At 71.9% G+C, this 23,937-nt stretch carries 20 protein-coding genes and 2 pseudogenes; 15 read left to right on the plus strand and 7 right to left on the minus strand.

The window, feature by feature from the left end; all coding sequences use genetic code 11:
- Positions 1–127: 127 nt before the first annotated feature.
- Together ACIGW2_RS19400 and ACIGW2_RS19405 are read left to right on the plus strand one after the other, a co-directional pair.
- Complete coding sequence (locus ACIGW2_RS19400; RefSeq protein ID WP_003955561.1) at positions 128–424, plus strand: DUF4193 domain-containing protein; 297 nt, start codon at positions 128–130, stop codon at positions 422–424.
- A gap of 12 nt (positions 425–436) precedes the next feature.
- Positions 437–1,504 (plus strand): hypothetical protein, encoded by a 1,068-nt coding sequence (locus ACIGW2_RS19405; RefSeq protein ID WP_399844630.1) that lies wholly within the window; start codon positions 437–439, stop codon positions 1,502–1,504.
- Between the two features lie 97 nt (positions 1,505–1,601).
- On the opposite strand, the gene ACIGW2_RS19410 is transcribed toward ACIGW2_RS19405, so the two are convergent.
- Positions 1,602–2,081, minus strand: a complete 480-nt coding sequence (locus ACIGW2_RS19410; protein WP_399844632.1) for a DUF3093 domain-containing protein — start codon at positions 2,079–2,081, stop codon at positions 1,602–1,604.
- A 58-nt stretch (positions 2,082–2,139) separates the two neighbouring features.
- Between ACIGW2_RS19410 and ACIGW2_RS19415 the strand changes: the two genes are divergently transcribed.
- From ACIGW2_RS19415 to ACIGW2_RS19450, 8 genes are all read left to right on the plus strand, one after another.
- A complete protein-coding gene (locus ACIGW2_RS19415) occupies positions 2,140–2,724 on the plus strand; it encodes a PaaI family thioesterase (protein WP_399844634.1) in 585 nt (194 codons plus the stop codon).
- Positions 2,724–3,236: a dUTP diphosphatase gene (dut, locus tag ACIGW2_RS19420; RefSeq protein WP_356066243.1), complete on the plus strand. Its 513-nt coding sequence runs from the start codon at positions 2,724–2,726 to the stop codon at positions 3,234–3,236. Before ACIGW2_RS19415 ends, dut begins: the two co-directional genes overlap by 1 nt.
- A gap of 1 nt (position 3,237) precedes the next feature.
- The gene (locus ACIGW2_RS19425) at positions 3,238–3,999 is read left to right on the plus strand and encodes a DUF3710 domain-containing protein (RefSeq protein WP_391653573.1); all 762 of its coding nucleotides are present in this window, start codon (positions 3,238–3,240) and stop codon (positions 3,997–3,999) included.
- 270 nt (positions 4,000–4,269) lie between these two features.
- The gene (locus ACIGW2_RS19430) at positions 4,270–4,938 is read left to right on the plus strand and encodes an ABC transporter ATP-binding protein (RefSeq protein ID WP_361581210.1); all 669 of its coding nucleotides are present in this window, start codon (positions 4,270–4,272) and stop codon (positions 4,936–4,938) included.
- Positions 4,939–5,049: 111 nt separating this feature from the next.
- Positions 5,050–7,605 carry an ATP-binding protein gene (locus ACIGW2_RS19435; protein ID WP_391653572.1) on the plus strand — a complete coding sequence of 852 codons (2,556 nt, stop codon included), beginning with the start codon at positions 5,050–5,052 and terminating at the stop codon, positions 7,603–7,605.
- Positions 7,606–7,762: 157 nt separating this feature from the next.
- On the plus strand, positions 7,763–8,446 hold the full coding sequence (locus ACIGW2_RS19440; protein ID WP_361580598.1) for a response regulator: 684 nt from the start codon (positions 7,763–7,765) through the stop codon (positions 8,444–8,446).
- Between the two features lie 47 nt (positions 8,447–8,493).
- Positions 8,494–8,892, plus strand: coding sequence for an OB-fold nucleic acid binding domain-containing protein (locus ACIGW2_RS19445; RefSeq protein WP_356066235.1), 399 nt, complete (start codon positions 8,494–8,496; stop codon positions 8,890–8,892).
- 3 nt (positions 8,893–8,895) lie between these two features.
- A complete protein-coding gene (locus ACIGW2_RS19450; protein WP_391653571.1) occupies positions 8,896–9,651 on the plus strand; it encodes a DUF3159 domain-containing protein in 756 nt (251 codons plus the stop codon).
- Positions 9,652–9,746: 95 nt separating this feature from the next.
- Here ACIGW2_RS19450 and ACIGW2_RS19455 read toward each other — a convergent pair whose 3' ends face one another.
- Together ACIGW2_RS19455 and ACIGW2_RS19460 are read right to left on the minus strand one after the other, a co-directional pair.
- The gene (locus ACIGW2_RS19455) at positions 9,747–10,421 is read right to left on the minus strand and encodes a TrkA family potassium uptake protein (protein WP_361580605.1); all 675 of its coding nucleotides are present in this window, start codon (positions 10,419–10,421) and stop codon (positions 9,747–9,749) included.
- On the minus strand, positions 10,421–11,089 hold the full coding sequence (locus tag ACIGW2_RS19460) for a TrkA family potassium uptake protein (protein WP_046911473.1): 669 nt from the start codon (positions 11,087–11,089) through the stop codon (positions 10,421–10,423). Before ACIGW2_RS19460 ends, ACIGW2_RS19455 begins: the two co-directional genes overlap by 1 nt.
- Before the next feature lie 254 nt (positions 11,090–11,343).
- On the opposite strand from ACIGW2_RS19460, the gene ACIGW2_RS19465 reads away from it, so the two are divergent.
- Entirely contained in the window at positions 11,344–13,395 is a 2,052-nt protein-coding gene (locus ACIGW2_RS19465) for an APC family permease (protein ID WP_391653570.1), read from the plus strand.
- A gap of 63 nt (positions 13,396–13,458) precedes the next feature.
- Positions 13,459–14,787, plus strand: coding sequence for a class I SAM-dependent RNA methyltransferase (locus ACIGW2_RS19470; protein ID WP_399844638.1), 1,329 nt, complete (start codon positions 13,459–13,461; stop codon positions 14,785–14,787).
- A 154-nt stretch (positions 14,788–14,941) separates the two neighbouring features.
- On the opposite strand, the gene ACIGW2_RS19475 is transcribed toward ACIGW2_RS19470, so the two are convergent.
- The 4 genes and pseudogenes from ACIGW2_RS19475 to ACIGW2_RS19490 all read right to left on the minus strand — a co-directional run bounded on the left by ACIGW2_RS19475 (position 14,942) and on the right by ACIGW2_RS19490 (position 18,130).
- The gene (locus ACIGW2_RS19475) at positions 14,942–15,394 is read right to left on the minus strand and encodes a hypothetical protein (RefSeq protein ID WP_399844640.1); all 453 of its coding nucleotides are present in this window, start codon (positions 15,392–15,394) and stop codon (positions 14,942–14,944) included.
- A gap of 544 nt (positions 15,395–15,938) precedes the next feature.
- A pseudogene (locus ACIGW2_RS19480) lies at positions 15,939–16,994 on the minus strand (PAS domain S-box protein); the annotation flags it as partial.
- Positions 16,995–17,120: 126 nt separating this feature from the next.
- A pseudogene (locus ACIGW2_RS19485) lies at positions 17,121–17,750 on the minus strand (caspase domain-containing protein); the annotation flags it as partial.
- Positions 17,747–18,130, minus strand: a complete 384-nt coding sequence (locus ACIGW2_RS19490) for a hypothetical protein (RefSeq protein WP_399844642.1) — start codon at positions 18,128–18,130, stop codon at positions 17,747–17,749. The pseudogene ACIGW2_RS19485 and the gene ACIGW2_RS19490, both read right to left, overlap by 4 nt.
- A 356-nt stretch (positions 18,131–18,486) precedes the next feature.
- On the opposite strand from ACIGW2_RS19490, the gene ACIGW2_RS19495 reads away from it, so the two are divergent.
- From ACIGW2_RS19495 to ACIGW2_RS19505, 3 genes are all read left to right on the plus strand, one after another.
- Positions 18,487–19,497: a quinone oxidoreductase family protein gene (locus ACIGW2_RS19495; RefSeq protein WP_399844644.1), complete on the plus strand. Its 1,011-nt coding sequence runs from the start codon at positions 18,487–18,489 to the stop codon at positions 19,495–19,497.
- Between the two features lie 105 nt (positions 19,498–19,602).
- Positions 19,603–21,102: a sigma-70 family RNA polymerase sigma factor gene (locus ACIGW2_RS19500; RefSeq protein ID WP_399844646.1), complete on the plus strand. Its 1,500-nt coding sequence runs from the start codon at positions 19,603–19,605 to the stop codon at positions 21,100–21,102.
- A 311-nt stretch (positions 21,103–21,413) separates the two neighbouring features.
- Positions 21,414–23,849, plus strand: a complete 2,436-nt coding sequence (locus tag ACIGW2_RS19505) for a non-reducing end alpha-L-arabinofuranosidase family hydrolase (RefSeq protein ID WP_399844647.1) — start codon at positions 21,414–21,416, stop codon at positions 23,847–23,849.
- Positions 23,850–23,937: the final 88 nt, after the last annotated feature.

Here is a 23,937-nt window from a genome sequence, read left to right on the forward strand (position 1 = left end):
GGTGTCGATTGAGTAACAGACCTTGATGTGAGGCAAAATCTCCGCCTCAGGTCGGGCACAAGTCCGGCCTCTCACGCGTTACGTGCGCTGGAGACACCCGCAAACCACCCAGAGGGGGAGAGCTGACATGGCAACGGATTACGACACCCCACGCAAGACCGACGACGACGTCGACTCGGACAGCCTTGAGGAACTGAAGGCCCGCCGGAACGACAAGTCGACCTCGACCGTCGACGTCGACGAGTTCGAGGCCGCCGAGGGCCTGGAGCTCCCGGGCGCCGACCTCTCGAACGAGGAGCTGGCCGTCCGGGTCCTGCCCAAGCAGGCGGACGAGTTCACCTGCATGAGCTGCTTCCTCGTGCACCACCGGAGCCAGCTGGCCCGGGAGAAGAACGGTCAGCCGATCTGCCGCGACTGCGACTGAGATCGAGTGACCGTGGCAGGCGACACACCGTCTCGGAAGCGACGGCTCCGGCTCCCCGGGAGGTCGGAGGCGTACCAGGGCGGCTCGGGCCCGGCGGAGGGCGTCCAGGACGCTTCCTCGGCCGAGCACTCCGCCCCCCTGCCCGCACCTGGCGCACGTGACGACGAGCGAGGCCCCACGGCCTCGCTCGAAGCAGCGGGCGCGCCGCACCGGGCCGGTCACCGGCTCGACCCGGACGACACCCGCAGCACCGACGGCGCCACCCCGGACGACCGGGGCGACACCGCCGAGGCCGCGGACACCGCGGACACCGAGGGGACCGCCAAGCGCGGCGTCCTCGCGCGCGTGGCCAACCCCGCGCGCGTCCAGCTGGACCGCCTCAGGATCGACAGCGCCCGCATCGACGCCGTACGGCGCGGAGTCAAGCGCGGCGGCCAGGGCGCCAGGGCCGGCATCGGCTATCTGGCGGACCGCGTCATCGAGCTCGCCCCGCGCGTGCCCGTACGCGACCTGGCGACCCTCCGGCGGCAGTTCCCGGGCCTCGGGCCCGAGGAGATCGCCGACAAGCTCATCGCCGGCGCGGCCAACGCCAGCGCCACCGTCGGCGCCGGCATCGGCGCCGCCGCCATGCTGCCCGTGCCCCCCGCGATGCCCGCCGAGCTGGCCGCGGAGATCACCGGCGTCGCCGCCATCGAGCTCAAGCTCGTCGCCGAGCTGCACGAGGTCTACGGCCTGCGGCCCCCCGGCACCCTCACCCAGCGCTCCGCCGCCTACCTCACCGCCTGGACCGAGGAGCGGGGCATCGACCCCACCAAGCCGACCACGGTCAACGCGGCGCTCGGCGGGCAGATGAAGCGCGAACTGCGCCAGCAGATCATGAAGCGCATGATGCGCAACCTGCCGAACCTCACCCCGTTCATGGTGGGCGCGGCCGTCGGCGCCGTGATGAACCGGCGCGACACCAAGAAGCTCGCCGCGCACGTCCGCAAGGACCTGCGGGCCCGCCAGATCCCCTGGGACGCCCTCCCGGCCCTGCCGCCCCTGGAGCAGCCGGAGAACCCCAAGGAGATCGACTTCTGACCCGAAGTCCGGCCCACCGTCCCCGGGCCCCCTGGCGGGCGCCCAGGGCCCTTCGCGGGCCCCGGCGGTGTCCGACGGTGTCCCGGGCCGCCGCGGCTCAGGCGGACTCGGTACGGGCCGCCTCCAGGGCCGCCGCCAGCGCCTCCGGCTCGCGGCTGGACAGATAGACGTACGGCGTCGGGTCCTCCGGGTCGGTGACCTCGATCCGCACCGCCGTCGCCACATAGCTGCGCATCAGCATGTACGCCCGCGGGTCCGCCTTGTGCGTGCGCCACGCGCGCGCCTCGTCGGCGTCCAGCACCTCTGCCGTCCCCAGCGCCGACACCGGGATCCGGGCGTCCCCGGCGACCAGCGAGCCGGCCACCACGCGGATCCGGGCCGAGCCGTAGGAGGAGACGCCCACCGCGGCGAGCGCCCCGGCGACCAGCAGTCCGCCGAGCGCCGGCAGCACCCCCAGCGGGAACATGATCAGGGCGCCCGACAGGCCGAGCAGGAACGCGATCACCCACCAGGAGCGGGGCGCGGTCAGGCGTTCGTCGAAGGCCGGGGCGGTCGCGGGCGCGGAAGGCTGCTGCATGCCTCCAAGCTTGGCACGGCGCGACCGGCGCCCGGCCGCGCGGGTAAGGTCTGCGCCTGTGACTGGAACATCTGCCGCTCTCACCCCGCCGGCCGACGCCATAGCGCCGGTACGCCACCCCGACGCGCCCGCCCCCGGCGAGCTGCTCGGGGCGCACTACGAGTACTGCTTCGGGTGCGGCGGCGGGCAGCCCCACGGTCTCCACCTGGAGGCGCGCGCGGGCGAGGGCGTGACGGTCACCGCGGAGTTCACCGTGACCCCCGACCACCAGGGCGCCCCCGGTCTCGCGCACGGCGGCGTGCTCGCCACCGCGCTCGACGAGACCCTCGGCTCCCTGAACTGGCTGCTGCGGGTGATCGCCGTGACCGGGCGCCTGGAGACCGACTTCGCCCGGCCGGTCCCGGTCGACACCGTGCTCCACCTCCAGGCCGAGGTCACCGCCGTGCACGGCCGCAAGATCTACTCGACCGCCGTCGGCCGGATCGGCGGGCCCGAGGGCCCCGTCGCCGTCCGCGCCGACGCCCTCTTCATCGAGGTCAAGGTCGACCACTTCATCGACAACGGGCGCCCGGAGGAGATCCGGGCCGCCATGTCCGACCCCGACCAGGTCCGGCGCGCCCGCGCCTTCGAGGTGAACCCCTGATGCGCCATCCCGTCGACGTACTCATCCGCCGGGTCGACCCGGAGGTGCCGCTGCCCGCGTACGGGCACCCCGGCGACGCCGGCGCCGACCTGGTGACCACCGAGGCCGCCGAACTCGCCCCCGGGGAACGGGCCGTGCTGCCCACCGGGGTGTCCATCGCGCTGCCCGACGGCTACGCCGCCTTCGTCCATCCGCGCTCCGGGCTCGCGGCCCGCTGCGGCGTCGCCCTGGTGAATGCCCCGGGGACGGTCGATGCCGGGTACCGTGGAGAGATCAAGGTGATCGTGGTCAATCTGGACCCGCGCGAAAGCGTGCGGTTCGAACGTTTCGACCGGATCGCCCAGCTGGTCGTCCAGCAGGTCGAGAAGGTGCGCTTCCACGAGGTCGCGGAGCTTCCCGGCTCTGCGCGGGCCGAGGGGGGCTTCGGGTCCACCGGCGGTCATGCCGCCGTGGACGGCTCTACGGGTGGGAATCGATACGCTTCGGTCGTATCCGACCGGGAAGGACAGTGACGTGTTCGGACGTCGCAAGAAGAGCGGTGCCGCCGAGGACGCCGCCGAGCAGGTCGTCGACGCGGTGGACACCGAAGACACGACCGACGCCGCCGCGGGGCAGCGCCGGGTGAACCTTCCGCCGGCACCCCGGCCCGACGGTCCCTGGGACATCTCCGAGGTCAGCAAGCCCGAGGAGGGCCGCGTCGACCTCGGCGGCATCTTCGTGCCCGGTGTCGACGGCATGGAGCTCAGGGTCGAGGTGGCGGGCGACGCGATCGTCGCGGCCACGGTCGTGCTGCGGGACAGCGCCGTGCAGCTCCAGGCCTTCGCCGCCCCCAAGAAGGAGGGCATCTGGGGCGAGGTCCGCGAGGAGATCGCCAACGGCATCACCCAGCAGGGCGGCGTCATCGAGGAGGTCGAGGGCCCGCTGGGCTGGGAGCTGCGCGCCCAGGTCCCGGTGCAGCTGCCCGACGGCAACCGGGGCGTCCAGCTGGTGCGCTTCGTCGGCGTCGACGGCCCGCGCTGGTTCCTGCGCGGCGTGATCTCCGGCCAGGGCGCCGTGCAGCCGGAGGCCGCCGGGCTCCTGGAGCAGATCGTCCGGGACACCGTGGTCGTCCGCGGCGACGGGCCGATGGCCCCCCGCGACCCGATCGTCCTCAAGCTGCCCAACGACGCCCAGATGGTCCCGGACGGCGTGCAGCAGGAGGACCAGTCCGGCTCCCGCTTCTCCGGCGGCATGGGCCAGCTCCAGCGCGGTCCGGAGATCTCCGAGATCCGCTGAGACCCAGCGGTCCGGAGATCTCCGAGATCCGCTGAGGTCCGCGGACCCGGTGGGGCCCGCCAGGATCCTCCGGGACCCGCGAGGGTTTTCCACAGCCGCGGCCGGCTCGACCGGCCGCGGCTTTTCCACAGGCTCCGGCCGCGTCTTCCCCCGGCACCCGCCCCCGGCACATACTGGCGGCGCACACGTTCGCACCAGGGGGGTACAGCGGTGAGTGAGAGCAACGCGCGGACCGGCACGGCCGTCCTCGACGACCCGGCCGGCGCGCCGATGGTCCGGGTGGAGGACCTGCACCGGTCGTACGGGACGGGGGCCGCCGCCGTGCACGCCCTGCGCGGTGTGTCCTTCGAGATCCCGCGCGGCGAGCTGGTCGCCCTCAAGGGCCGCTCCGGCTCCGGCAAGACCACCCTGCTCAACCTGGTGGGCGGCCTCGACACCGCCGACCGGGGGCGCATCGTCATCGACGGCACCGACCTCGCCGAGCTGAGCGAGGACGGCCTGCTCGCCCTGCGCCGGGACCGGATCGGATTCATCTTCCAGTCCTTCGGGCTCATACCGATCCTGACCGCCGCCGAGAACGTCGGCGTGCCCCTGCGGCTGCGCAAGGCCGACCCGAAGGAGCGCGAGGACCGCGTCGCCCTGCTGCTCGCCCTCGTCGGGCTCGCCGACCACACCGCCCAGCGCCCCGGGGAGCTCTCCGGCGGCCAGCAGCAGCGGGTCGCCATCGCCCGCGCCCTCGCCAACCGGCCCGCGCTGCTGATCGCCGACGAGCCCACCGGCCAGCTGGACGCCGAGACCGGCCTCGCCGTCATGGAGCTGCTGCGGGCCGTGGTGCGCAGCGAGGGCTGCACCGCCCTCGTCGCCACCCACGACACCCAGCTGCTCGGCCTCGCGGACCGGGTCCTGGAGCTGCGCGACGGCGAGATCATCGAGCACTGAGACGGGCCGCCCGCCGTCGCCCGGCCGGGACGCATCAGGATCACGTCAAGACCACCCGGAGTGCCGTCACCCGTGCGAAATGTCCGATGAGCTGGACGTAGGGTCATGGGCATGGGACGCGGCACACTCCGGATCTACCTGGGAGCGGCACCGGGCGTCGGCAAGACGTACGCGATGCTCTCCGAGGCGCACCGCCGTGTGGAGCGGGGCACGGACTGCGCCGTCGCGTTCGTCGAGCACCACGGCCGGCCGCGCACCGAGGTGCTGTTGCACGGCCTGGAGCGGATTCCCCGGCGCCGCCTGGAGTACCGGGGCGGCGTCTTCTCCGAGATGGACGTGGACGCGGTCCTGGCCCGGCGGCCCGCCGTCGCCCTGGTGGACGAGCTGGCGCACACCAACGTGCCCGGCTCGCGCAACGCCAAGCGCTGGCAGGACGTCGAGGAGCTGCTCGCGGCCGGGATCGACGTGATCTCGACCGTGAACATCCAGCACCTGGAGTCGCTGGGCGACGTGGTCGAGTCGATCACCGGGGTGCGGCAGCGGGAGACCGTGCCGGACGAGGTGGTGCGCCGGGCCGACCAGATCGAGCTGGTCGACATGTCGCCCCAGGCGCTGCGCCGCCGCATGGCGCACGGCAACGTGTACCAGCCGGACAAGGTCGACGCGGCCCTGTCGAACTACTTCCGCCCCGGCAACCTCACGGCGCTGCGGGAGCTGGCGCTGCTGTGGACCGCCGACCGGGTCGACGAGTACCTGCGGCAGTACCGCGGCGAGCACGACATCCGCTCCACCTGGCAGGCCCGGGAGCGGATCGTGGTCGGCCTCACCGGCGGCCCCGAGGGCCGCACCCTGATCCGGCGGGCCGCCCGGCTCGCCGAGAAGGGCGCCGGCGGCGAGGTCCTCGCCGTCTACGTCTCCCGCAGCGACGGCCTCACCGCCGCCTCGCCCAAGGAGCTGGCGGTGCAGCGCACCCTGGTCGAGGACCTCGGCGGCACCTTCCACCACGTCATCGGCGACGACGTGCCGCACGCCCTCCTGGAGTTCGCCCGCGGGGTCAACGCCACCCAGATCGTGCTCGGCTCCAGCCGCCGCCGCACCTGGCAGTACGTGTTCGGGCCGGGCGTCGGCCAGACCGTGGCCCGTGAGTCGGGCCCCGACCTCGACGTGCACATCGTCACCCACGAGGAGGCCGCCAAGGGCCGCGGCCTGCCCGTGGCGCGCGGCGCCCGGCTCGGCCGGGGCCGGATCCTCGCCGGCTGGCTGGTCGGCGTCGCCGGACCCGCCCTGCTCGCCCTGCTCCTCACCCATGTCGACGCGGACCTCGGCCTCGCCAACGACATGCTGCTCTTCCTCACCCTGACCGTGGCCTCCGCCCTGCTCGGCGGTTTCCTGCCGGCCCTGGCCTCGGCGGCCTTCGGCTCCCTGCTGCTCAACTGGTTCTTCACCCCGCCGCTGCACCGGCTGACCATCGCCGACCCGCTCAACATCGTGGCCATCGCCGTCTTCTTCGGCGTCGGCATGTCCGTGGCCTCCGTGGTCGACCTGGCCGCCCGCCGCACCCAGCAGGCGGCCCGACTGCGCGCCGAGTCCGAGGTGCTGTCCCACCTGGCCGGCAGCGTGCTGCGCGGCGAGACCAGCCTGGAGGCCCTGCTCGAACGGGTCCGGGAGACCTTCTCCATGGAGTCCGTCGCCCTCCTGGAACGGGCCGGCGACGTGGCGCCCTGGACCTGTGCCGCGAGCGTGGGCGCCCATCCGGTCACCCGGCCCGACGACGCCGACGTCGACATGCCGGTCGGCGACCACCTGGCCCTCGCCCTCAACGGACGGGTGCTGCCGGCCGAGGACCGCCGGGTCCTCGGCGCCTTCGCCGCCCAGGCCGCCGTGGTCCTGGACCGCCAGCGGCTGGTCGGCGAGGCCGAGGAGGCCCGCAAGCTCGCCGAGGGCAACAAGATCCGCACCTCGCTGCTCGCCGCCGTCAGCCACGACCTGCGCACCCCGCTCGCCGGCATCAAGGCCTCCGTCAGCTCGCTCCGCTCCGACGACGTCGAGTGGTCCGAGGAGGACCGGGCCCTGCTCCTCGAAGGCATCGAGGAGGGCGCCGACCGGCTCGACCACCTCGTCGGGAACCTCCTCGACATGTCCCGGCTGCAGACCGGCACCGTCACCCCGCTGATCCGCCCCACCGACCTCGACGAGGTCGTCCCCATGGCCCTCGGCGGCGTCCCCGACGGCAGCGTCCACCTGGACATCCCCGAGACCCTCCCCATGGTCGACGTCGACCGCGGCCTGCTCGAACGGGCCGTCGCCAACATCGTCGAGAACGCCGTCAAGTACAGCCCCGGGGGAGCCCCCGTCCTGGTCTCCGCCAGCGTCCTCGGCGAACGCCTCGAACTGCGCGTCACCGACCGCGGCCCCGGCGTCCCCGACGAGGGCAAGGACGGCATCTTCGAACCGTTCCAGCGCTTCGGCGACGCCCCGCGCGGCTCCGGCGTCGGCCTCGGCCTCGCCGTCGCCCGCGGCTTCGTCGAGGCCATGGGCGGCACCCTCGCCGCCGAGGACACCCCCGGCGGCGGCCTCACCATGGTGCTCACCCTGCGCACCGCCCGCGGCTCCGCGCCGCCCCCGGACCCGGGCCCCGCCCCGCGGTCCATCACCGGCTCCCGGTGACCCGGGCCCCGGCCCGTCCCCGGTCTCCCCGCCGAAGCCCCACCGCCGAAGCCCCACCCACGCCCCCCGACAAACCCACCGCCGAAGCCCGCCCCCCGTCAAACCCACCGACGAAGCCCACCGCCGAAGCCCCCGACGAAAAGGAAGGCCACCCGCCATGACCCGGGTCCTCGTGGTCGACGACGAGCCGCAGATCGTCCGCGCCCTGGTGATCAACCTCAAGGCGCGGAAGTACGAGGTCGACGCGGCCCCCGACGCCGCCACCGCCCTCCGGCTCGCCGCCGAGCGCCATCCCGACGTCGTCGTCCTCGACCTCGGCCTGCCCGACATGGACGGCGTCGACGTGATCCGCGGCCTGCGCGGCTGGACCCGGGTGCCGATCCTGGTGCTCTCCGCCCGGCAGACCTCCGACGAGAAGGTCGAGGCCCTCGACGCCGGCGCCGACGACTACGTCACCAAGCCCTTCGGCATGGACGAACTGCTCGCCCGGCTGCGCGCCGCCGTCCGCCGGGCCGAGCCGGTCGGCCGCGAGGAGGGCCTCGTGGTCGTCGAGACCGAGGGCTTCACCGTCGACCTCGCCGCCAAGAAGGTGCACCGCGACGGCAAGGACGTCCGGCTCACCCCGACCGAGTGGCACCTCCTGGAGGTCCTGGTCCGCAACAGCGGCCGCCTGGTCAGCCAGAAGCAGCTGCTCCAGGAGGTCTGGGGCCCCTCGTACGGCACCGAGACCAACTACCTGCGGGTCTACATGGCCCAGCTGCGCCGCAAGCTGGAGCCGGACCCCTCCCACCCGCGCCACTTCGTCACCGAACCGGGCATGGGCTACCGCTTCGAACACTGACTCCCGTCCCCGACGGGCCGTCGGCGGCGGCCGGTACGCTTTTACGTATGAGTGCCGCACCGCGTACAGAGAAGCCCGCCGGGCGCTTCCGCCGCATGCTCGACCGGCTGTCGACCTCCCAGGAGGAGCTGGAGTCGGTGGAGCTCCAGGAGGACTCCGCGGCCTCGGGGTGCACGCGCATCTCCGACTGCTCCGACCGCGAGATAGTCAAGGTGACTGGTACGTTGCGGACGGTCACCCTGCGCCCCCGTGCGGGTGTGCCCGCGCTGGAGGCCGAGCTGTTCGACGGCACGGCCCCGCTGGACGTGGTCTGGCTGGGCCGCCGCTCCATCGTGGGCATCGAGCCGGGCCGCAAGCTGATCGCCTCCGGCCGCATCTCGATGAGCCACGGCCGGCGGGTCCTCTTCAACCCCAAATACGAGCTCCGACCGCTCGGACAGGAGTAGCCGGTGACGTCAGTCGACAAGCCGACCGCCGACACGGACATCCCGACCGGCCAGGCCGACAAGGCGGTGACCGAGGCCGCGCTGTTCGAGGCCTTCGGCGGCGTCCGCGGCATGGTGGAGACGGTCCTGCCGGGACTGCTCTTCGTCACGATCTACACGATCAACAAGAACCTGCACGTCTCGGCGATCGCCGCGCTCGGCGTCTCGCTGCTGCTCGTGGCCGTGCGCCTGGTGCGCCGCGACACCGTCAAGCACGCCTTCAGCGGCGTCTTCGGCGTCGCCTTCGGTGTCGTCTTCGCGATGATGACCGGCAACGCCAAGGACTTCTACCTGCCGGGCATGCTCTACACCCTCGGCCTCGCCCTGGCGTACATCATCACGACCCTGGCCGGCGTGCCGCTGATCGGCCTGATCCTCGGCCCGGTCTTCAAGGAGAACCTCTCCTGGCGCACCCGCAACCCGGGCCGCAAGAAGGCCTACGCGAAGGCCAGCTGGGCCTGGGGCCTCATCCTGCTCGCCAAGTGCGCGATCCTCTTCCCGCTCTACTGGTGGGCCGACACCACCCAGCTCGGCTGGGTCCTGGTCGCCCTGAAGATCCCGCCCTTCCTGCTCGCGGTCTATCTGACCTGGGTCTTCCTCGCCAAGGCGCCGCCGCCGATCGACGTGTTCGCGGAGATGGAGGCCGAGGAGGAGGCCGAGAAGGCCCGCAAGGCCGCGGAGGCCCGCGGCGCCGCGGACCGGGGCCGTACCGAGGCCTGACCGCCCGCCGCCACCGTCGTCGTACGGACGTCGTCGTACGGGAAGGGGCCCGGGACCTGACACAGGTCCCGGGCCCCTCGCCGTGCGGTCAGCGGCTACGCGCCGCCCTCCCGGCGCACCGAGAGCAGCTCCTCCAGCTGCTCCTCGCGCGCCTGGGTGGCCACGAACAGCAGCTCGTCGCCCGCCTCCAGGGTCTCCTCCGGGCTCGGGGTGAGCACCCGGGAGCCGCGGATGATCGTGACCAGGGAGGTGTCCTGCGGCCAGGCCACCTCGCCGACCTGGGTGCCGGCGATCGCCGACTCGGGCGGCAGGGTCAGCTCGACCAGGTTGGCGTCGCCGTGGCTGAAGCGCAGCAGCCGGACCAGGTCGCCGACGCTCACCGCCTCCTCCACCAGGGCCGACATCAGACGCGGGGTCGAGACGGCCACGTCCACGCCCCAGGCCTCGTTGAACAGCCACTCGTTCTTCGGGTTGTTCACCCGGGCGACCACGCGCGGCACGCCGTACTCGGTCTTGGCGAGCAGCGAGACGACCAGGTTCACCTTGTCGTCGCCGGTCGCCGCGATCACCACGTTGCAGCGCTGCAGTGCCGCCTCGTCCAGTGAGGTGATCTCGCAGGCGTCGGCGAGCAGCCACTCCGCCTGCGGCACCCGCTCCACCGAGATGGCGGTCGGGGCCTTGTCGATGAGGAGGACCTCGTGGCCGTTCTCCAGGAGCTCGCCCGCGATGGAACGGCCCACCGCGCCGGCGCCCGCAATAGCGACACGCATCAGTGACCGCCCTCCTCGGGACCCTCGGCGAAGGCCGCCTCGACCTTGTCGATCTCGTCCGTCCGCATCATGACGTGCACGAGGTCGCCCTCCTGCAGCACCGTCTGCGAGGTCGGGAGGATCGCTTCGCCCAGGCGGGTGAGGAACGCCACGCGCACCCCCGTCTCCTCCTGGAGCCGGCTGACCTTGTGCCCGATCCACGCGGGCGAGGTGTGGACCTCGGCGAGCTGCACTCCGCCGCTCGGGTCACGCCACAGCGGCTCCGCGCCCGAGGGCAGCAGCCGGCGCAGCATCTGGTCGGCGGTCCAGCGGACCGTGGCGACCGTCGGAATGCCGAGGCGCTGGTAGACCTCGGCGCGCCGCGGGTCGTAGATCCGCGCGGCCACGTTCTCGATGCCGAACATCTCGCGCGCGACCCGCGCCGCGATGATGTTCGAGTTGTCGCCGCTGCTGACGGCGGCGAAGGCGCCGGCCTCCTCGATGCCCGCCTCGCGCAGCGTGTCCTGGTCGAAGCCCACGCCGGTCACCCGGCGCCCGCCGAACCCCGAGCCCAGGCGGCGGAAGGCCGTCGGGTCCTGGTCCACGACCGCGACGGTGTGCCCCTGCTGTTCGAGGGTCTGCGCGAGAGCGGCTCCCACTCGCCCGCAGCCCATGATGACGATGTGCACGTCCCCTTACCCCGCACTCCTGATCGTCTTACTGACCTGCGAAAACACCCTGCTCACAACTTTCCCGGCCGCGACCGCGGCCACCTACCCGGCTTCATTCCGGTCCATGCTGTCCGTCCGAGCTTATGCGGCACCGACCCCGGCGACCCATCCGAGGTCGCGGTGCGTCCGTCCGAAGCGGTACCCAGGGAGATTCCGTGCGGATCGGGGTGCTGGTCGGCATGGCCGGTTTCGAACGCTTACGATCCTCTGTTGTGTCCAAACTGACCGACGTGCCCAAACGGATCCTCATCGGACGGGCCCTGCGCAGCGACAAGCTCGGCGAGACCCTCCTCCCCAAGCGGATCGCCCTTCCCGTGTTCGCCTCCGACCCGCTGTCCTCGGTGGCGTACGCGCCGGGCGAGGTGCTGCTCGTCCTCTCCGTCGCGGGCCTGTCGGCCTACCACTTCAGCCCCTGGATCGCGCTCGCGGTCGTGGTGCTGATGTTCACGGTCGTCGCCTCGTACCGGCAGAACGTCCACGCGTACCCCAGCGGCGGCGGCGACTACGAGGTCGCGACCACCAACCTCGGCCCGAAGGCCGGACTGACCGTCGCGAGCGCCCTGCTCGTCGACTACGTCCTCACCGTCGCGGTCTCGATCTCCTCCGGCATCGAGAACCTCGGCTCGGCCGTCCCCTTCGTCGTCGAGCACAAGGTGGCCTCGGCGGTCGCCGTGATCGTGCTGCTGACCCTGATGAACCTGCGCGGGGTGAAGGAGTCCGGCGGACTCTTCGCCATCCCCACGTACGTCTTCGTCTTCGGCGTCTTCGTCATGATCCTCTGGGGCGCCTGGCGCGGCATCGTCCTCGGCGACGACATGCGCGCCCCCACCGCCGCCTTCGAGATCAAGGCCGAGCACGGCGGACTCGCCGGCTTCGCCCTGATCTTCCTGCTGCTGCGCGCCTTCTCCTCCGGCTGTGCCGCCCTCACCGGCGTCGAGGCCATCTCCAACGGCGTGCCCGCCTTCCGCAAGCCCAAGTCGAAGAACGCGGCCACCACGCTGGCCCTCATGGGCGGCCTCGCCGTCACCATGTTCTGCGGCATCATCTTCCTGGCCATGGCCACCGACGTCCGGATGGCCGAGAAGCCGGCGACCGACCTGCTGCACAACGGCGTCCCGGTCGGCGAGGGCTACGTCCAGGACCCGGTGATCTCCCAGGTCGCCGCCGCCGTGTTCGGCGACGGAACGTTCTTCTTCGTCCTGCTCGCCGCCGCCACCGCGCTCGTCCTCTTCCTGGCCGCCAACACCGCGTACAACGGCTTCCCGCTCCTCGGCTCGATCCTCGCCCAGGACCGCTACCTGCCGCGCCAGCTGCACACCCGCGGGGACCGCCTCGCCTTCTCCAACGGCATCGTGCTGCTCGCCGGCGCCGCCGCCCTCCTCGTCTGGATCTACGGCGCCGACTCGACGCGCCTGATCCAGCTCTACATCGTCGGCGTCTTCGTCTCCTTCACGCTCAGCCAGATCGGCATGGTCCGGCACTGGAACCGGCACCTGACCACCGAGCGCGACCCGGCCAAGCGCCGCCACATGATCCGCTCCCGCGCGATCAACGCCTTCGGCGCCTTCTTCACCGGCCTCGTCCTGGTCGTCGTCCTCGCCACCAAGTTCACCCACGGCGCCTGGGTCGCCCTGCTCGGCATGGTGATCTTCTACGTGACGATGACCGCGATCCGCCGCCACTACGACTCCGTCGCGGCGGAGATCGCCGCCGCCGAGGAGCGCCCCGACGAGTACGTGCGGCCCTCCCGGGTCCGCTCGATCGTCCTCGTCTCCAAGCTCCACAAGCCCACCCTGCGCGCCCTCGCCTACGCCAAGCTCATGCACGCGAGCGAGCTGGAGGCGCTCACCGTCAGCGTCGACCCGGCGGAGACCAAGGCGCTGAAGGAGGAGTGGGAGCGGCGCGGCATCAACGTGCCGCTGAAGATCCTCGACTCCCCGTACCGCGAGATCACCCGGCCGGTCATCGAGTACGTGAAGAACCTCCGCAAGGAGAGCCCGCGCGACGCGGTGTCCGTCTACATCCCGGAGTACGTGGTCGGCCACTGGTACGAGCACCTGCTGCACAACCAGAGCGCGCTGCGCCTCAAGGGCCGGCTGCTCTTCACGCCGGGCGTGATGGTGACCTCGGTCCCGTACCAGCTCCAGTCCTCCGAGGCCGCGAAGAAGCGGGCGCGCAAGCGCCAGGAGTGGAACGCGCCGGGCTCGGTGCGCCGCGGACCGGTGGAGAAGACCCGCAAGGAACCGGCCGGCAGGAACGGCTAGACTGGTGGGCTGCTGTGAAAACAGCGGCCCACTTCGTTTCGTAGCCTCCGGGAGCCCCCGATCATGCAGAACACCCCTGTGAAGTCCCTGATCGGGGAGGAGTACGAGGTCGAGGTCGGCCCGGTGGCCCACGGCGGCCACTGCATCGCCCGCACCGAGGGCGGCCGCGTCCTGTTCGTGCGCCACGCCCTGCCGGGCGAGCGGGTCCGCGCCCGGGTCACCGAGGGCGAGGAGACCTCCCGCTTCCTGCGCGCCGACGCGGTCGAGGTCCTGGAGGCGTCCAAGGACCGGATCGAGGCGCCGTGCCCCTTCTCGGGCCCGGGCAAGTGCGGCGGCTGCGACTGGCAGCACGCCAAGCCGGGCGCGCAGCGCCGCCTGAAGGGCGAGGTCGTCGCCGAGCAGCTGAAGCGGCTCGCCGGTCTCACCCCGGAGGAGGCCGGCTGGGACGGCACGGTCGTCCCCGCGGAGGGCGACAAGCTCCCCGCGGGCCAGGTCCCGCAGTGGCGCACCCGCGTGCAGTACGCGGTCGACGCCGAGGGCCGCGCGGGCCTGCGCAAGCACCGCTCGCACGAGGTCGAGGTGATCGACCACTGCATGATCGCCGCCGAGGGCGTCTCGGAGCTCGGCATCGAGCGCCGCAGCTGGGAGGGCATGGCCTCGATCGAGGCCGTCGCGGCGACCGGCTCCCAGGACCGCCAGGTCATCCTGACCCCGCGCCCGGGCGCCCGCCTTCCCCTCGTGGAACTGGAAAAGCCGGTCTCGGTGCTCCGCGTCCACGAGGGCGACGGCTCGGTCCACCGCGTCCACGGCCGCCCCTTCGTCCGCGAACGCGCCGACGACCGCACCTACCGCGTCGGCAACGGCGGCTTCTGGCAGGTCCACCCGAAGGCCGCCGACACCCTGGTCCGCGCCGTCATGCAGGGCCTCCTCCCGCGCAAGGGCGAGACCGCCCTCGACCTCTACTGCGGCGTCGGCCTCTTCGCGGGCGCCCTCGCCGACCGCCTCGGCGAGAACGGCGCCGTCCTCGGCATCGAGTCGGGCAAGCGCGCCGTCGAGGACGCCCGCCACAACCTCGCCGACTTCCCGCGCGTCCGCATCGAACAGGGCAAGGTCGAGTCCGTCCTCCCGCGCACGGGCATCACCGAGGTCGACCTCATCGTCCTGGACCCGCCCCGCGCGGGCGCCGGCAAGCAGACCGTCCACCACCTGACCGACCTGGGCGCCCGCCGCATCGCCTACGTAGCCTGCGACCCCGCGGCCCTGGCCCGGGACCTGGCCTACTTCAGGGACGGCGGCTACCGGGTGCGGACGCTGCGGGTGTTCGACCTGTTTCCGATGACGCACCACGTGGAGTGCGTGGCGATCCTGGAGCCGGTGAAGAAGGGCGACTGACCTGGGGTTTTGCGGGTGCGCAGTATGTGCGGTGTGGGAGTTACGGGCGATATCTTGACGCTCATTTGACGCTCGTTCTGATGGGGCGTCAGGCTCGGGGGTCGGGCGGCCCCGACGAACACCGTGCACTGCCTTACCCCCCCGGTGGAGTGATTCAGGCCCCTTCCACGACCGAGAGGTGATGGCGGAGTTCGTCGGCCACTCGTGCCGCGTCGCCGTTGGCGGGGAGGCGCCAGTCGATCTCGATGCCCCGTTCCACGGCCGGCTCGCTGCTGAAGCGGACGAGGTCGGGGGCGGGCAGATAGGTGTCGCGCAGCCAGAGGAGGAAGGGGGCAGCCTCGCCTGCCGTGGTGTCGGCCAGCATCACACAGTCCCGCCCGTGGACGGTGGCGGTGCCGTCGTACTCGGTGCCGTCGTCGGTGCTCGCCCAGAAGGAGAGATACGGCTCGCCCTGATGCGTGCGGTCCTGGCGGACCTTGTAGCGGACCTCGGGGAACGATTCCCGGAGGGCTTCACCCAGGCCGGTGAGGTCGAGGGCCCAGGCGTGTGGTTCCCGTCCCGGGGCGTAGAACAAGAACGTGGTCCGGTCGTCGTCATCGTGCGTCATGGAGTGCCTCCTTTCTGATCGCGGCAGGTCAGCCACCGATCAGCGCAGCGGTCCGAGTTGTAGAACGCGCCGAAGCACGATCACCTGAGGATCGTGACCAAGCTCGGGTGCCGCGCAAAAGAGTGACCCACGAAGTACGCAGCTAGAGGCTGCCTTTGGGCGAAATCCCGACGGCACAACTATGGACCACTCGCAAACGCTCCAGTCTGCAGATGGTCTAGGAGGCAGGGCCTACAGGCCGTCACGAGAGTCCATGCGTCACGTCCGGGGCGAGGGCAACAAACTCGTCTTCTCGGTCCGGGCGAGTACCGCGGGAATCCCGGTCTCCCCCATCACTCCGCTCGCGGTCTAGCTCGCTCCGGAGCCGGCCGGCGATCTCCACGAGCGCGGCGTCCTCGAGGGCCCGGCCGTGGCGTACGTTTTACGGCTTGAATCGTCGACGCCAAGGTGCAGCACGGCGAGTGTGGGGTTCGGGCCGATCGGTAGGCCCCGGTGCCGGTGGGGCGGGTACGGTTCGAGGCCGTATGGACCGTTCGCCCCGGGGGGCCGCATCCGGTGTGTCGCACAGCGAGCGGGCCAGGCGGATCCGTAGCTCCGACTCCGTGCAAAGGCCGGTGAGTTAGTCGAGGGTCGTCCGGCGCTCCAGCTCAGAATCGCGCTGTTTCCGCTCGTCCATGTCAATGACATGGGTGAGGAGGAAGCGGGGCCCGTCGGTGGAGTCGGCGACGACGGAGTTGGACACCGAGACCCACACATAGCTGCCATCGCGCCGCCCGAGCCGCAACTCGGCCCGGCCGCCCTCGGCGGAGGCGCTCAGCAGGGCTTCGATGTCCTCGGGGTGGACGAGGTGGGCGAAGGAGTACTGCCGCAGAACGGAGGCGGGGCGGCCGAGGAGGCGGCACAGGGCGTCGTTGGTGCGCAGCAGGCGACCGTGCTGGTCGCCGCCCATCTCGGCGATGGCCATACCGGCCGGCGCGTACTCGAAGGCCTGCCGGAACGACTCCTCGCTGGCACGCAGGGCCTGCTGTTCGCGCTCCAGGCGGACCAGCGCCCGCTGCATGTTCGCCCGCAGGCGCGCGTTGCTGATGGCGATGGCGGAGTGGAAGGCGTACGTGCGCAGTGCCTCGCGGGCCTGGGCGCCCGGGCGGCGGCCGTCCTTCGGGCGGTCGACGGAGATCACGCCGATCAGCTCGCCGAGGGGCGAGTGCATCGGCGCGAAGAGCCGGTCCTCGGGGTGCCACCCGCCCTCCTGCTCGGGCGCAGGGCCCTCGGTATGCCACTGGGGTACGTCGTCGTCGTTGAGCACCCAGCCTTCGCTGTGCGGGATGAACCGCAGGCCCTCCCAGTCCTCGCCCATCACCAGCCGCCGCTCCCACGAGGCGCGAGACCCGACCCGGCCGGTGATCAGTGATTCGGCGGCCGGGCTGCCTGCCAGCGCGGCCACGACGAGGTCGCCGTCGGCCCGGACGAGGTTGACGGCCGCCAACTCGTAGCCGAAACCGGAGACGGCGGCGTCGGCGATGGCCTGGAGGGTGTCGGCTAGGCTGCGGGCCGTGTAGATCTCGGCGATGGCCTGGTCGGTCCGCAGGGGCTCCAACACCTGGGGCGGGCCAGTGACGAGTGTCGGCTCGGGCGGCGGGGTGTAGGCGGCGTTGCGGATGAAGGGCGCTTGACCGAGCTGGTTACGGCACAGCCGCTGCGGCTCCGGGCGGTCGCGGGTGACCAGTCGTGTACGGAGCCGGGTGAAGAGCGTGTCGAGGTCCAGGTACTCGGGCCCACCCGGCACGCCCTCTTGCATCAGCGTGACCAGCTCGCCGGTGAAGGCGGTGAGTGGCTCGCCCGGCGGCGAGAGCGCCACGGCCGTCTCGGCTGAGGCCGCGAGGAGGTAGGTGCCGTCCACCTCCAGGGTGGCGGCGGCCGACTGGACCCCGAAGGCCCGTGCGCTGTAGCAGCAGTCCAGGACGACGATCCTGCGCATGGCCGGGCTCTTCTCGACCGGCCAGCGGATCCACTCGTAGGGCGTGGCGGTGTCGTGGACCGATTTGGGATCGCTCGTCTCAGTGGCCAGGTGGAGTTTCCCGGTACGGGGATCGAGTAGGCCGTGCCCCGCGTAGTAGACGAGCAGGGTGTCGGTGGCCGCGTCGACGGCCTCCTGGACCGCCCGCGACACGTCACGGGGGATGGAGGGGTTCGCGACCATGGTGACGTGACCGGGCGGCAGTTTCCACAGGTCCGTGAACAGGTCGCGGAGCAGGGCCAGATTGCCCGCCACGGCCGGCAGGCCGTCCAGGGCGGTGAACTCGCTCGCCCCGATCAGCAGGACTCTGGTCCCGTCCGGGCCGGGCAACGCGGTCAAGCCGCCGACCCCCCCGTACCCTCGCCGTCGTTCAGGAGCGAGCGCATCAGCTTCTCCGCCTCCTCCTGGCTGTGCCCGCTGATCTCGACGCGGGTTCCGTCGGGCCGCTGCACGACGAGTGTCGGCGACGGCGTGCGGGTGGACCGCCAGGAAGCGATTGCGGCAGCGAGCGAGGCGGTGCTGAGGCCGCTGCTGAGGACGAGGGAGAGGATGTCGATCCCGTCGCCTTGCTGCCCGGGCACGGGTGTAAGCGAGCTTTCCAACTCGCCGCGGACATGCCGCCGTACCGCCCGGTCGTCTTCCAACCAGGCTCCGAGGGACCGCAACTCCGCCTCGACGCCGGCTGAATCGCCAGCCGCACGCACGGTGATGATCGTCATACGGTCAGCTTAGGGCTCGCGGAGAATCAACATGCTGATTTGAACTCGGTGGAGGTGCTACCCGCGGGGGCGTCAGCGGGCGTGTGGAACCTGGGAATGTGTAGTTCACGGCTGCGGACCCCGACTCGACGAGCTGCGTGTGGACCGCCAAGATAGGGTGATCGGCAACCTGGCAGCGCCACCCCTCACACTTCGGGGCCAATCCCCCAAACCCTTCGCGTCGAGGTTGGTCACTGGTGTAGATGGATGCCGAGCCCAACCAGCAGAGGCGCGGGCAGCGTCTCAGCTCTCAGCAGGGTGGAGGGCTGGTCTGCTTGCCGGGAATCGGATCGCCGTCAACGGGGTTGGTGGGGATCATGCGAGCGATTCAGGTGTACGAAGTGGGCGGTCCCGAGGTGTTGCGGGTGGCCGAGGTGGACCAGCCGCGGCCGGGGCCGGGTGAGGCGGTCGTGGAGGTCGCCGCGTCCGGGGTGAACTTCCTCGACGTCTACCACCGCGAGGGCCGGTACAGCCTTCCGCTGCCCTTCACTCCGGGGGCTGAGGGTGCCGGTACGGTCGTCGACGTCGGGCCCGGCGTCGTTGACGTCGCGGTCGGGGACCGGGTCGGTTGGGTGGAGATTCCCGGCACGTACGCCGAGCGTGCGGTGGTGGACGCCTCCCGGCTGGTGCCGCTGCCCGACGACATCGACTTCGAGACAGCCGCCGCCGTGCTCCTCCAGGGCATGACCGCGCACTATCTCGTCAAGGACGCCTATCCGGTTCAGGCGGGCGACACGGTGCTCGTGCATGCGGCCGCCGGTGGCATGGGGCTGCTTCTGACCCAGCTCATCACCCATCTCGGCGGCAGGGTGATCGGCACGACGTCGACCACGGCGAAGGCCGAGCTGGCGAAGCGTGCCGGGGCCGCCGAGGTGATCCTCTCCTCCGCGGTCGACGATCTCGCAGCCGAGGTGAGGCGGCTCAACGACGGTCAGGGACTGCCGGTTGTCTTCGACGGCGTCGGCGCGCACACCTTCGACGCGAGCCTCGCCAGCCTGCGACCCCGCGGCCATCTCGTGCTCTTCGGCGCGGCAAGTGGTGCCGTGCCGCCGTTCGATCCGATGCGGCTCGCCCAGGGCGGTTCGCTGACGCTGATCCGGCCCAGCCTAGGGGACTTCATCGCCGATCGGTCCGAACTGCTCCGACGGGCCGCCGACGTGTTCGCGTGGGTGCGCTCCAAGGCGCTCCAGATCACCGTCACGGGCCGCTACGCGTTGTCCGAGGCCGCCCGGGCCCACAGCGATCTCGAAGGTCGGCGTACCACCGGCAAGTTGCTCGTCATACCCGGTGCAGCTGACAGGGGACGCCGCGAGGAGACGCGGGGCTGATCGCGTGGAGGAGGGGCTCCGGCCCGCGGCTTTGGGCGGGCGGAGCGGGCGGCGTTAGGGTGGCGCGCCGGAGCGGGGGGATTGCCGGCCCTGGAGGAGGTGGGGATGGGGCTCGTCGATGTGGGCCACGCGGAGCTGGTCGTCGCCGCGCAGGGGGGTGACGTTCGGGCGCGGGAGGAGTTGATCGCCGCGTACCTGCCGTTGGTGTACAACATCGTCGGGCGAGCCCTGAGCGGACATGCCGACGTCGACGACGTCGTCCAGGAGACCCTGCTGCGGGTGGTGCGCGACCTGCCGGCGCTGCGGGCGCCGGAGAGTTTCCGGTCCTGGCTGGTGTCGATCACGCTCCGGCAGATCAACAGCCACTGGAACCGGCAGCGCGCCCTCGCCGAGCGGACCACGGGCATCGACGAGGCGCGGCGGATACCGGACGCCGGCGCCGGGCCCGTGGACGCGACGATCCTGCGGCTGCACGTGTCGGACGAGCGGCGCCGGGTCGTCGAGGCAGGGCGGTGGCTCGACCCGGACCACCGGATGCTGCTGTCGCTGTGGTGGCAGGAGTGCGCCGGCATGCTCAGCCGGGAGGACATGGCCGCCGCGACCGGGCTCACGGTCGCGCACCTCGGCGTGCGCCTCCAGCGGATGCGCGAGCAGCTGGAGGTGTGCCGGACGATCGTCGCCGCGCTCGAGACCGACCCGCGCTGTCCGGGGCTGGGGGAGACCGTCGCCGGCTGGGACGGGCACCCCGCATCGGTGTGGCGCAAGCGGATCGCGCGGCACACGCGGGACTGCCCGGTCTGCGTGGCCACCTCGCCGGAACGCGTTCCCGCCGAACTGCTGCCCCTCAGCCTCACGACGCTGACCGTCCCGGCCGCGCTGATCGCCGCACTCGCCGCCAAGGGCCTGCTGTCCGGCACGGCGACCAGTGCGGCGACCGGGGCAGGGGCACTGCACGGCGCCCTGTTCGGCAAACTCCAGGCGGTGACCGCTCATCCGCTGGTGAGCCTCGCGACCGGCGCGGTGATCATCGCCGGCACCGCCACCTACGCGGCCTGGCCCGAACCGGCGCCGCCCCGCGTCCCCGGCGTCACCGTCACCGCCGCCCCCACGGCCGGCACCCCCACGCCCCTGCCGTCGGCGAGCCCCTCCGCCGCTTCCGGCACCGTTCCCCTCGGCGCGCGGGCGCTGGAGTCAGCGGACCGCCCCGGCCAATTCGTCACGTACACGGGTGACTTCGCGGCACTCGGCGGTGTCGACGCGTCCAGCGGCGCGCAGCAGCAAACACGCCGGCGGATCACGTTCACCGTCGTCGGGGGACTGGCCGACACGCGGTGCGTCACCTTCCGCGCCGCGGACGGCCGGTACCTGCGCCACTCCTACCTGCGGCTGCGGCTGAGCGGCGACGACGGCAGCGCGCTGTTCCGCGAGGACGCCACCTTCTGTCCCCGTCCCGGGGCGGTCGCCGGGTCCGTGACCCTGCACGCGCACAACTATCCGGGGTCCGTCCTCCGCCACCGCGACGGCGGCATCTGGCTCGACGGCTCCGACGGCACCCGGGCCTTCGCCGGCCAGGCCTCCTTCCTCGTGCGCACCCCCGGGGCCTGAGCGACGCGACCACGCGACGGCGTCCTGCATAACGCTTTCTTCCTGCGAGATGCATCACGGGGCGATTCCGCGGGCGGCTCGACTTTTCTGTTACGAGCCCGCGTGCCCGGAAGCCTCCACTTCAGGGGTGTCCTTCCCGCCCACCCGCCCGCCACGACCGGCCGGCGCGGCGGGGATCCGGCTTCCCCCGCCTCGTATCCCCTGAAGAACTTGAACCTGAAGAAAGCACCGCACATGACGCCACACCCCCACGAACTCGAACCTGAACTCGAACTCCGGGCGACCGGCACCCACGGCTCCCGAGGAGAGTCATGAAGGGCCTGCACCGGCTCCGCCGGCGACGCCGGACCTGGGCGATCGGGCTGTCGGCCACCGCGCTGGTGGCCGGCGTCGTGACGCTCCTGCCCAGCTCCGCGGGGGCGGCGGGCCTGGGGGCCCAAGCCGCCCCCTCCGGGCGGTACTTCGGCACGGCCGTGGCCGCCGGCAGGCTCGGCGACTCCGCGTACACCGCGATCGCGGACCGGGAGTTCAACATGATCACCCCGGAGAACGAGATGAAGTGGGACGCCGTCGAACCGTCCCGCGGGCGATTCACCTTCGGCCCCGCGGACCGGATCGTCGAGCGCGCCCTGGCCCGCGGCCAGCGCGTACGCGGCCACACCACGGTCTGGCACTCCCAGCTGCCCTCCTGGGTCGGCTCCCTCCGCGACGCGAACACGCTGCGCGGCGTGATGAACCACCACATCACCACCCAGGTGACCCACTACAAGGGCAAGGTCTACGCCTGGGACGTGGTCAACGAGGCCTTCGCGGACGGCGGCAGCGGCCGGCTCCGCGACTCGGTCTTCCAGAAGGTGCTCGGCGACGGCTTCATCGAGGAGGCGTTCCGCACCGCCCGCGCGGCCGATCCCTCGGCCAAGCTCTGCTACAACGACTACAACATCGAGAACTGGTCGGACGCCAAGACCCAGGGCGTCTACCGCATGGTCAAGGACTTCAGGTCCCGTGGCGTGCCCCTCGACTGCGTCGGCTTCCAGAGCCACTTCGGGGCGGGCGGCCCGCCGGTGAGCTTCAGGACCACCCTGGCCGGCTTCGCCGCCCTGGGCGTCGACGTCCAGATCACCGAGCTGGACATCGCCCAGGCCTCGCCCACCCACTACGCGAACGCGGTCGGCGCCTGTCTGGCCGTGGCCCGGTGCACCGGCATCACGGTGTGGGGCGTCCGGGACGGCGACTCCTGGCGCAGCGACGAGAGCCCGCTGCTGTTCGACAGCGGCGGCCGGCCCAAGCCCGCGTACACCGCCGTGACGAACGCCCTCCGCGCCGGCGCCGGTACGGGTGCGGGCACCGGCACCACCCCGGGCAAGCCGTCGACCGACGGTACGGGGCAGATCAAGGGCCTCGCCTCCGGCCGCTGCGTCGGCGTCCCCACGAATTCCGCCACCGCCACCGGCACCGTCAACGGCACCCGGGTCCACCTGTGGGACTGCGGTGCACAGGCCGGAGGGCGCTGGACCCACACCGCCGCCAAGCAGCTGAAGCTGCACGGCGTACCGGGCGACAAGTGCCTGGACGCGAAGGGCAAGGGCACCGTCAACGGCACACCGGTGATCGTCTGGGACTGCAACGGCGGCGCCAACCAGCAGTGGAACGTCCACGCGGACGGCTCGATCACCGGCGTCCAGTCCGGGCTGTGCCTCGACGCCGTCGGCGCCGCCACCGCGAACGGCACCACGCTCCAGCTGTACGCCTGCGCGTCCGTGAAGAACCAGAAGTGGACCTGGACCGCACCGTCCGGGACGGGCGGCGGCGGCACGTGCGATCTCCCGACGCGGTACGCGTGGAGCTCGACCGGCCCGCTCGCCCAGCCGTCGAACGGCTGGGCCGCGGTGAAGGACTTCACCCACGTCACGTACGAGGGCAAGCACCTCGTCTACGCGTCGAGCGCGTCGAGCACGTCGGGCGCGTCGGGAACCTCGTACGGTTCGATGGCCTTCCGCCCCTTCACGAACTGGTCGGACATGGCGTCGGCCGGCCAGGTCCGGATGAACCGGAACGCGGTCGCGCCCACCCTCTTCTTCTTCGCGCCCAAGAAGATCTGGGTGCTGGCCTACCAGTGGGGTGCCTGGCCCTTCAGCTACCGCACGTCGAGCGACCCCACCGACCCCGACGGCTGGTCCGCGCCGCAGCCGTTGTTCACCGGCGGCATCCCGCGCACCGAATCCGGCACCGGACCGATCGACCAGACCCTGATCGGCGACGAGAAGAACATGTACCTGTTCTTCGCCGGTGACAACGGCAGGATCTACCGGGCGAGCATGCCGATCGGGAACTTCCCGGGCAGCTTCGGCTCCTCGTACACCACGGTCATGAGCGACACGGAGAAGAACCTCTTCGAGGCGCCGCAGGTCTACAAGGTCCAGGGCAAGAACCAGTACCTGATGATCGTCGAGGCCCGGGGCGCCGACGAGCGGCGCTACTTCCGCTCCTTCACCGCGACCAGCCTGAACGGTACGTGGACCCCGCAGGCCGCCACCGAGTCCAACCCCTTCGCGGGCAGGGCCAACAGCGGCGCCACGTGGACCGAGGACATCAGCCACGGCGACCTGATCCGCGCCAACCCCGACCAGACCATGGCCATCGACCCCTGCAACCTGCGGTTCCTTTACCAGGGCAAGTCCCCGACCGCGAGCGGACCCTACGACCGGCTGCCGTACCGGCCGGGCGTGCTCACCCTGCGGCGCTGACCCGCACGAGCGTCTGCCGCGCGAGCGCCTGCCGTGCGAGCGCCGACTCGCACCATCACCGACCTGCCCGTTCCACCGTCGTACGAGG

Source organism: Streptomyces sp. NPDC053541, assembly GCF_044544705.1.
Classification (GTDB): Bacteria; Actinomycetota; Actinomycetes; order Streptomycetales; family Streptomycetaceae; genus Streptomyces.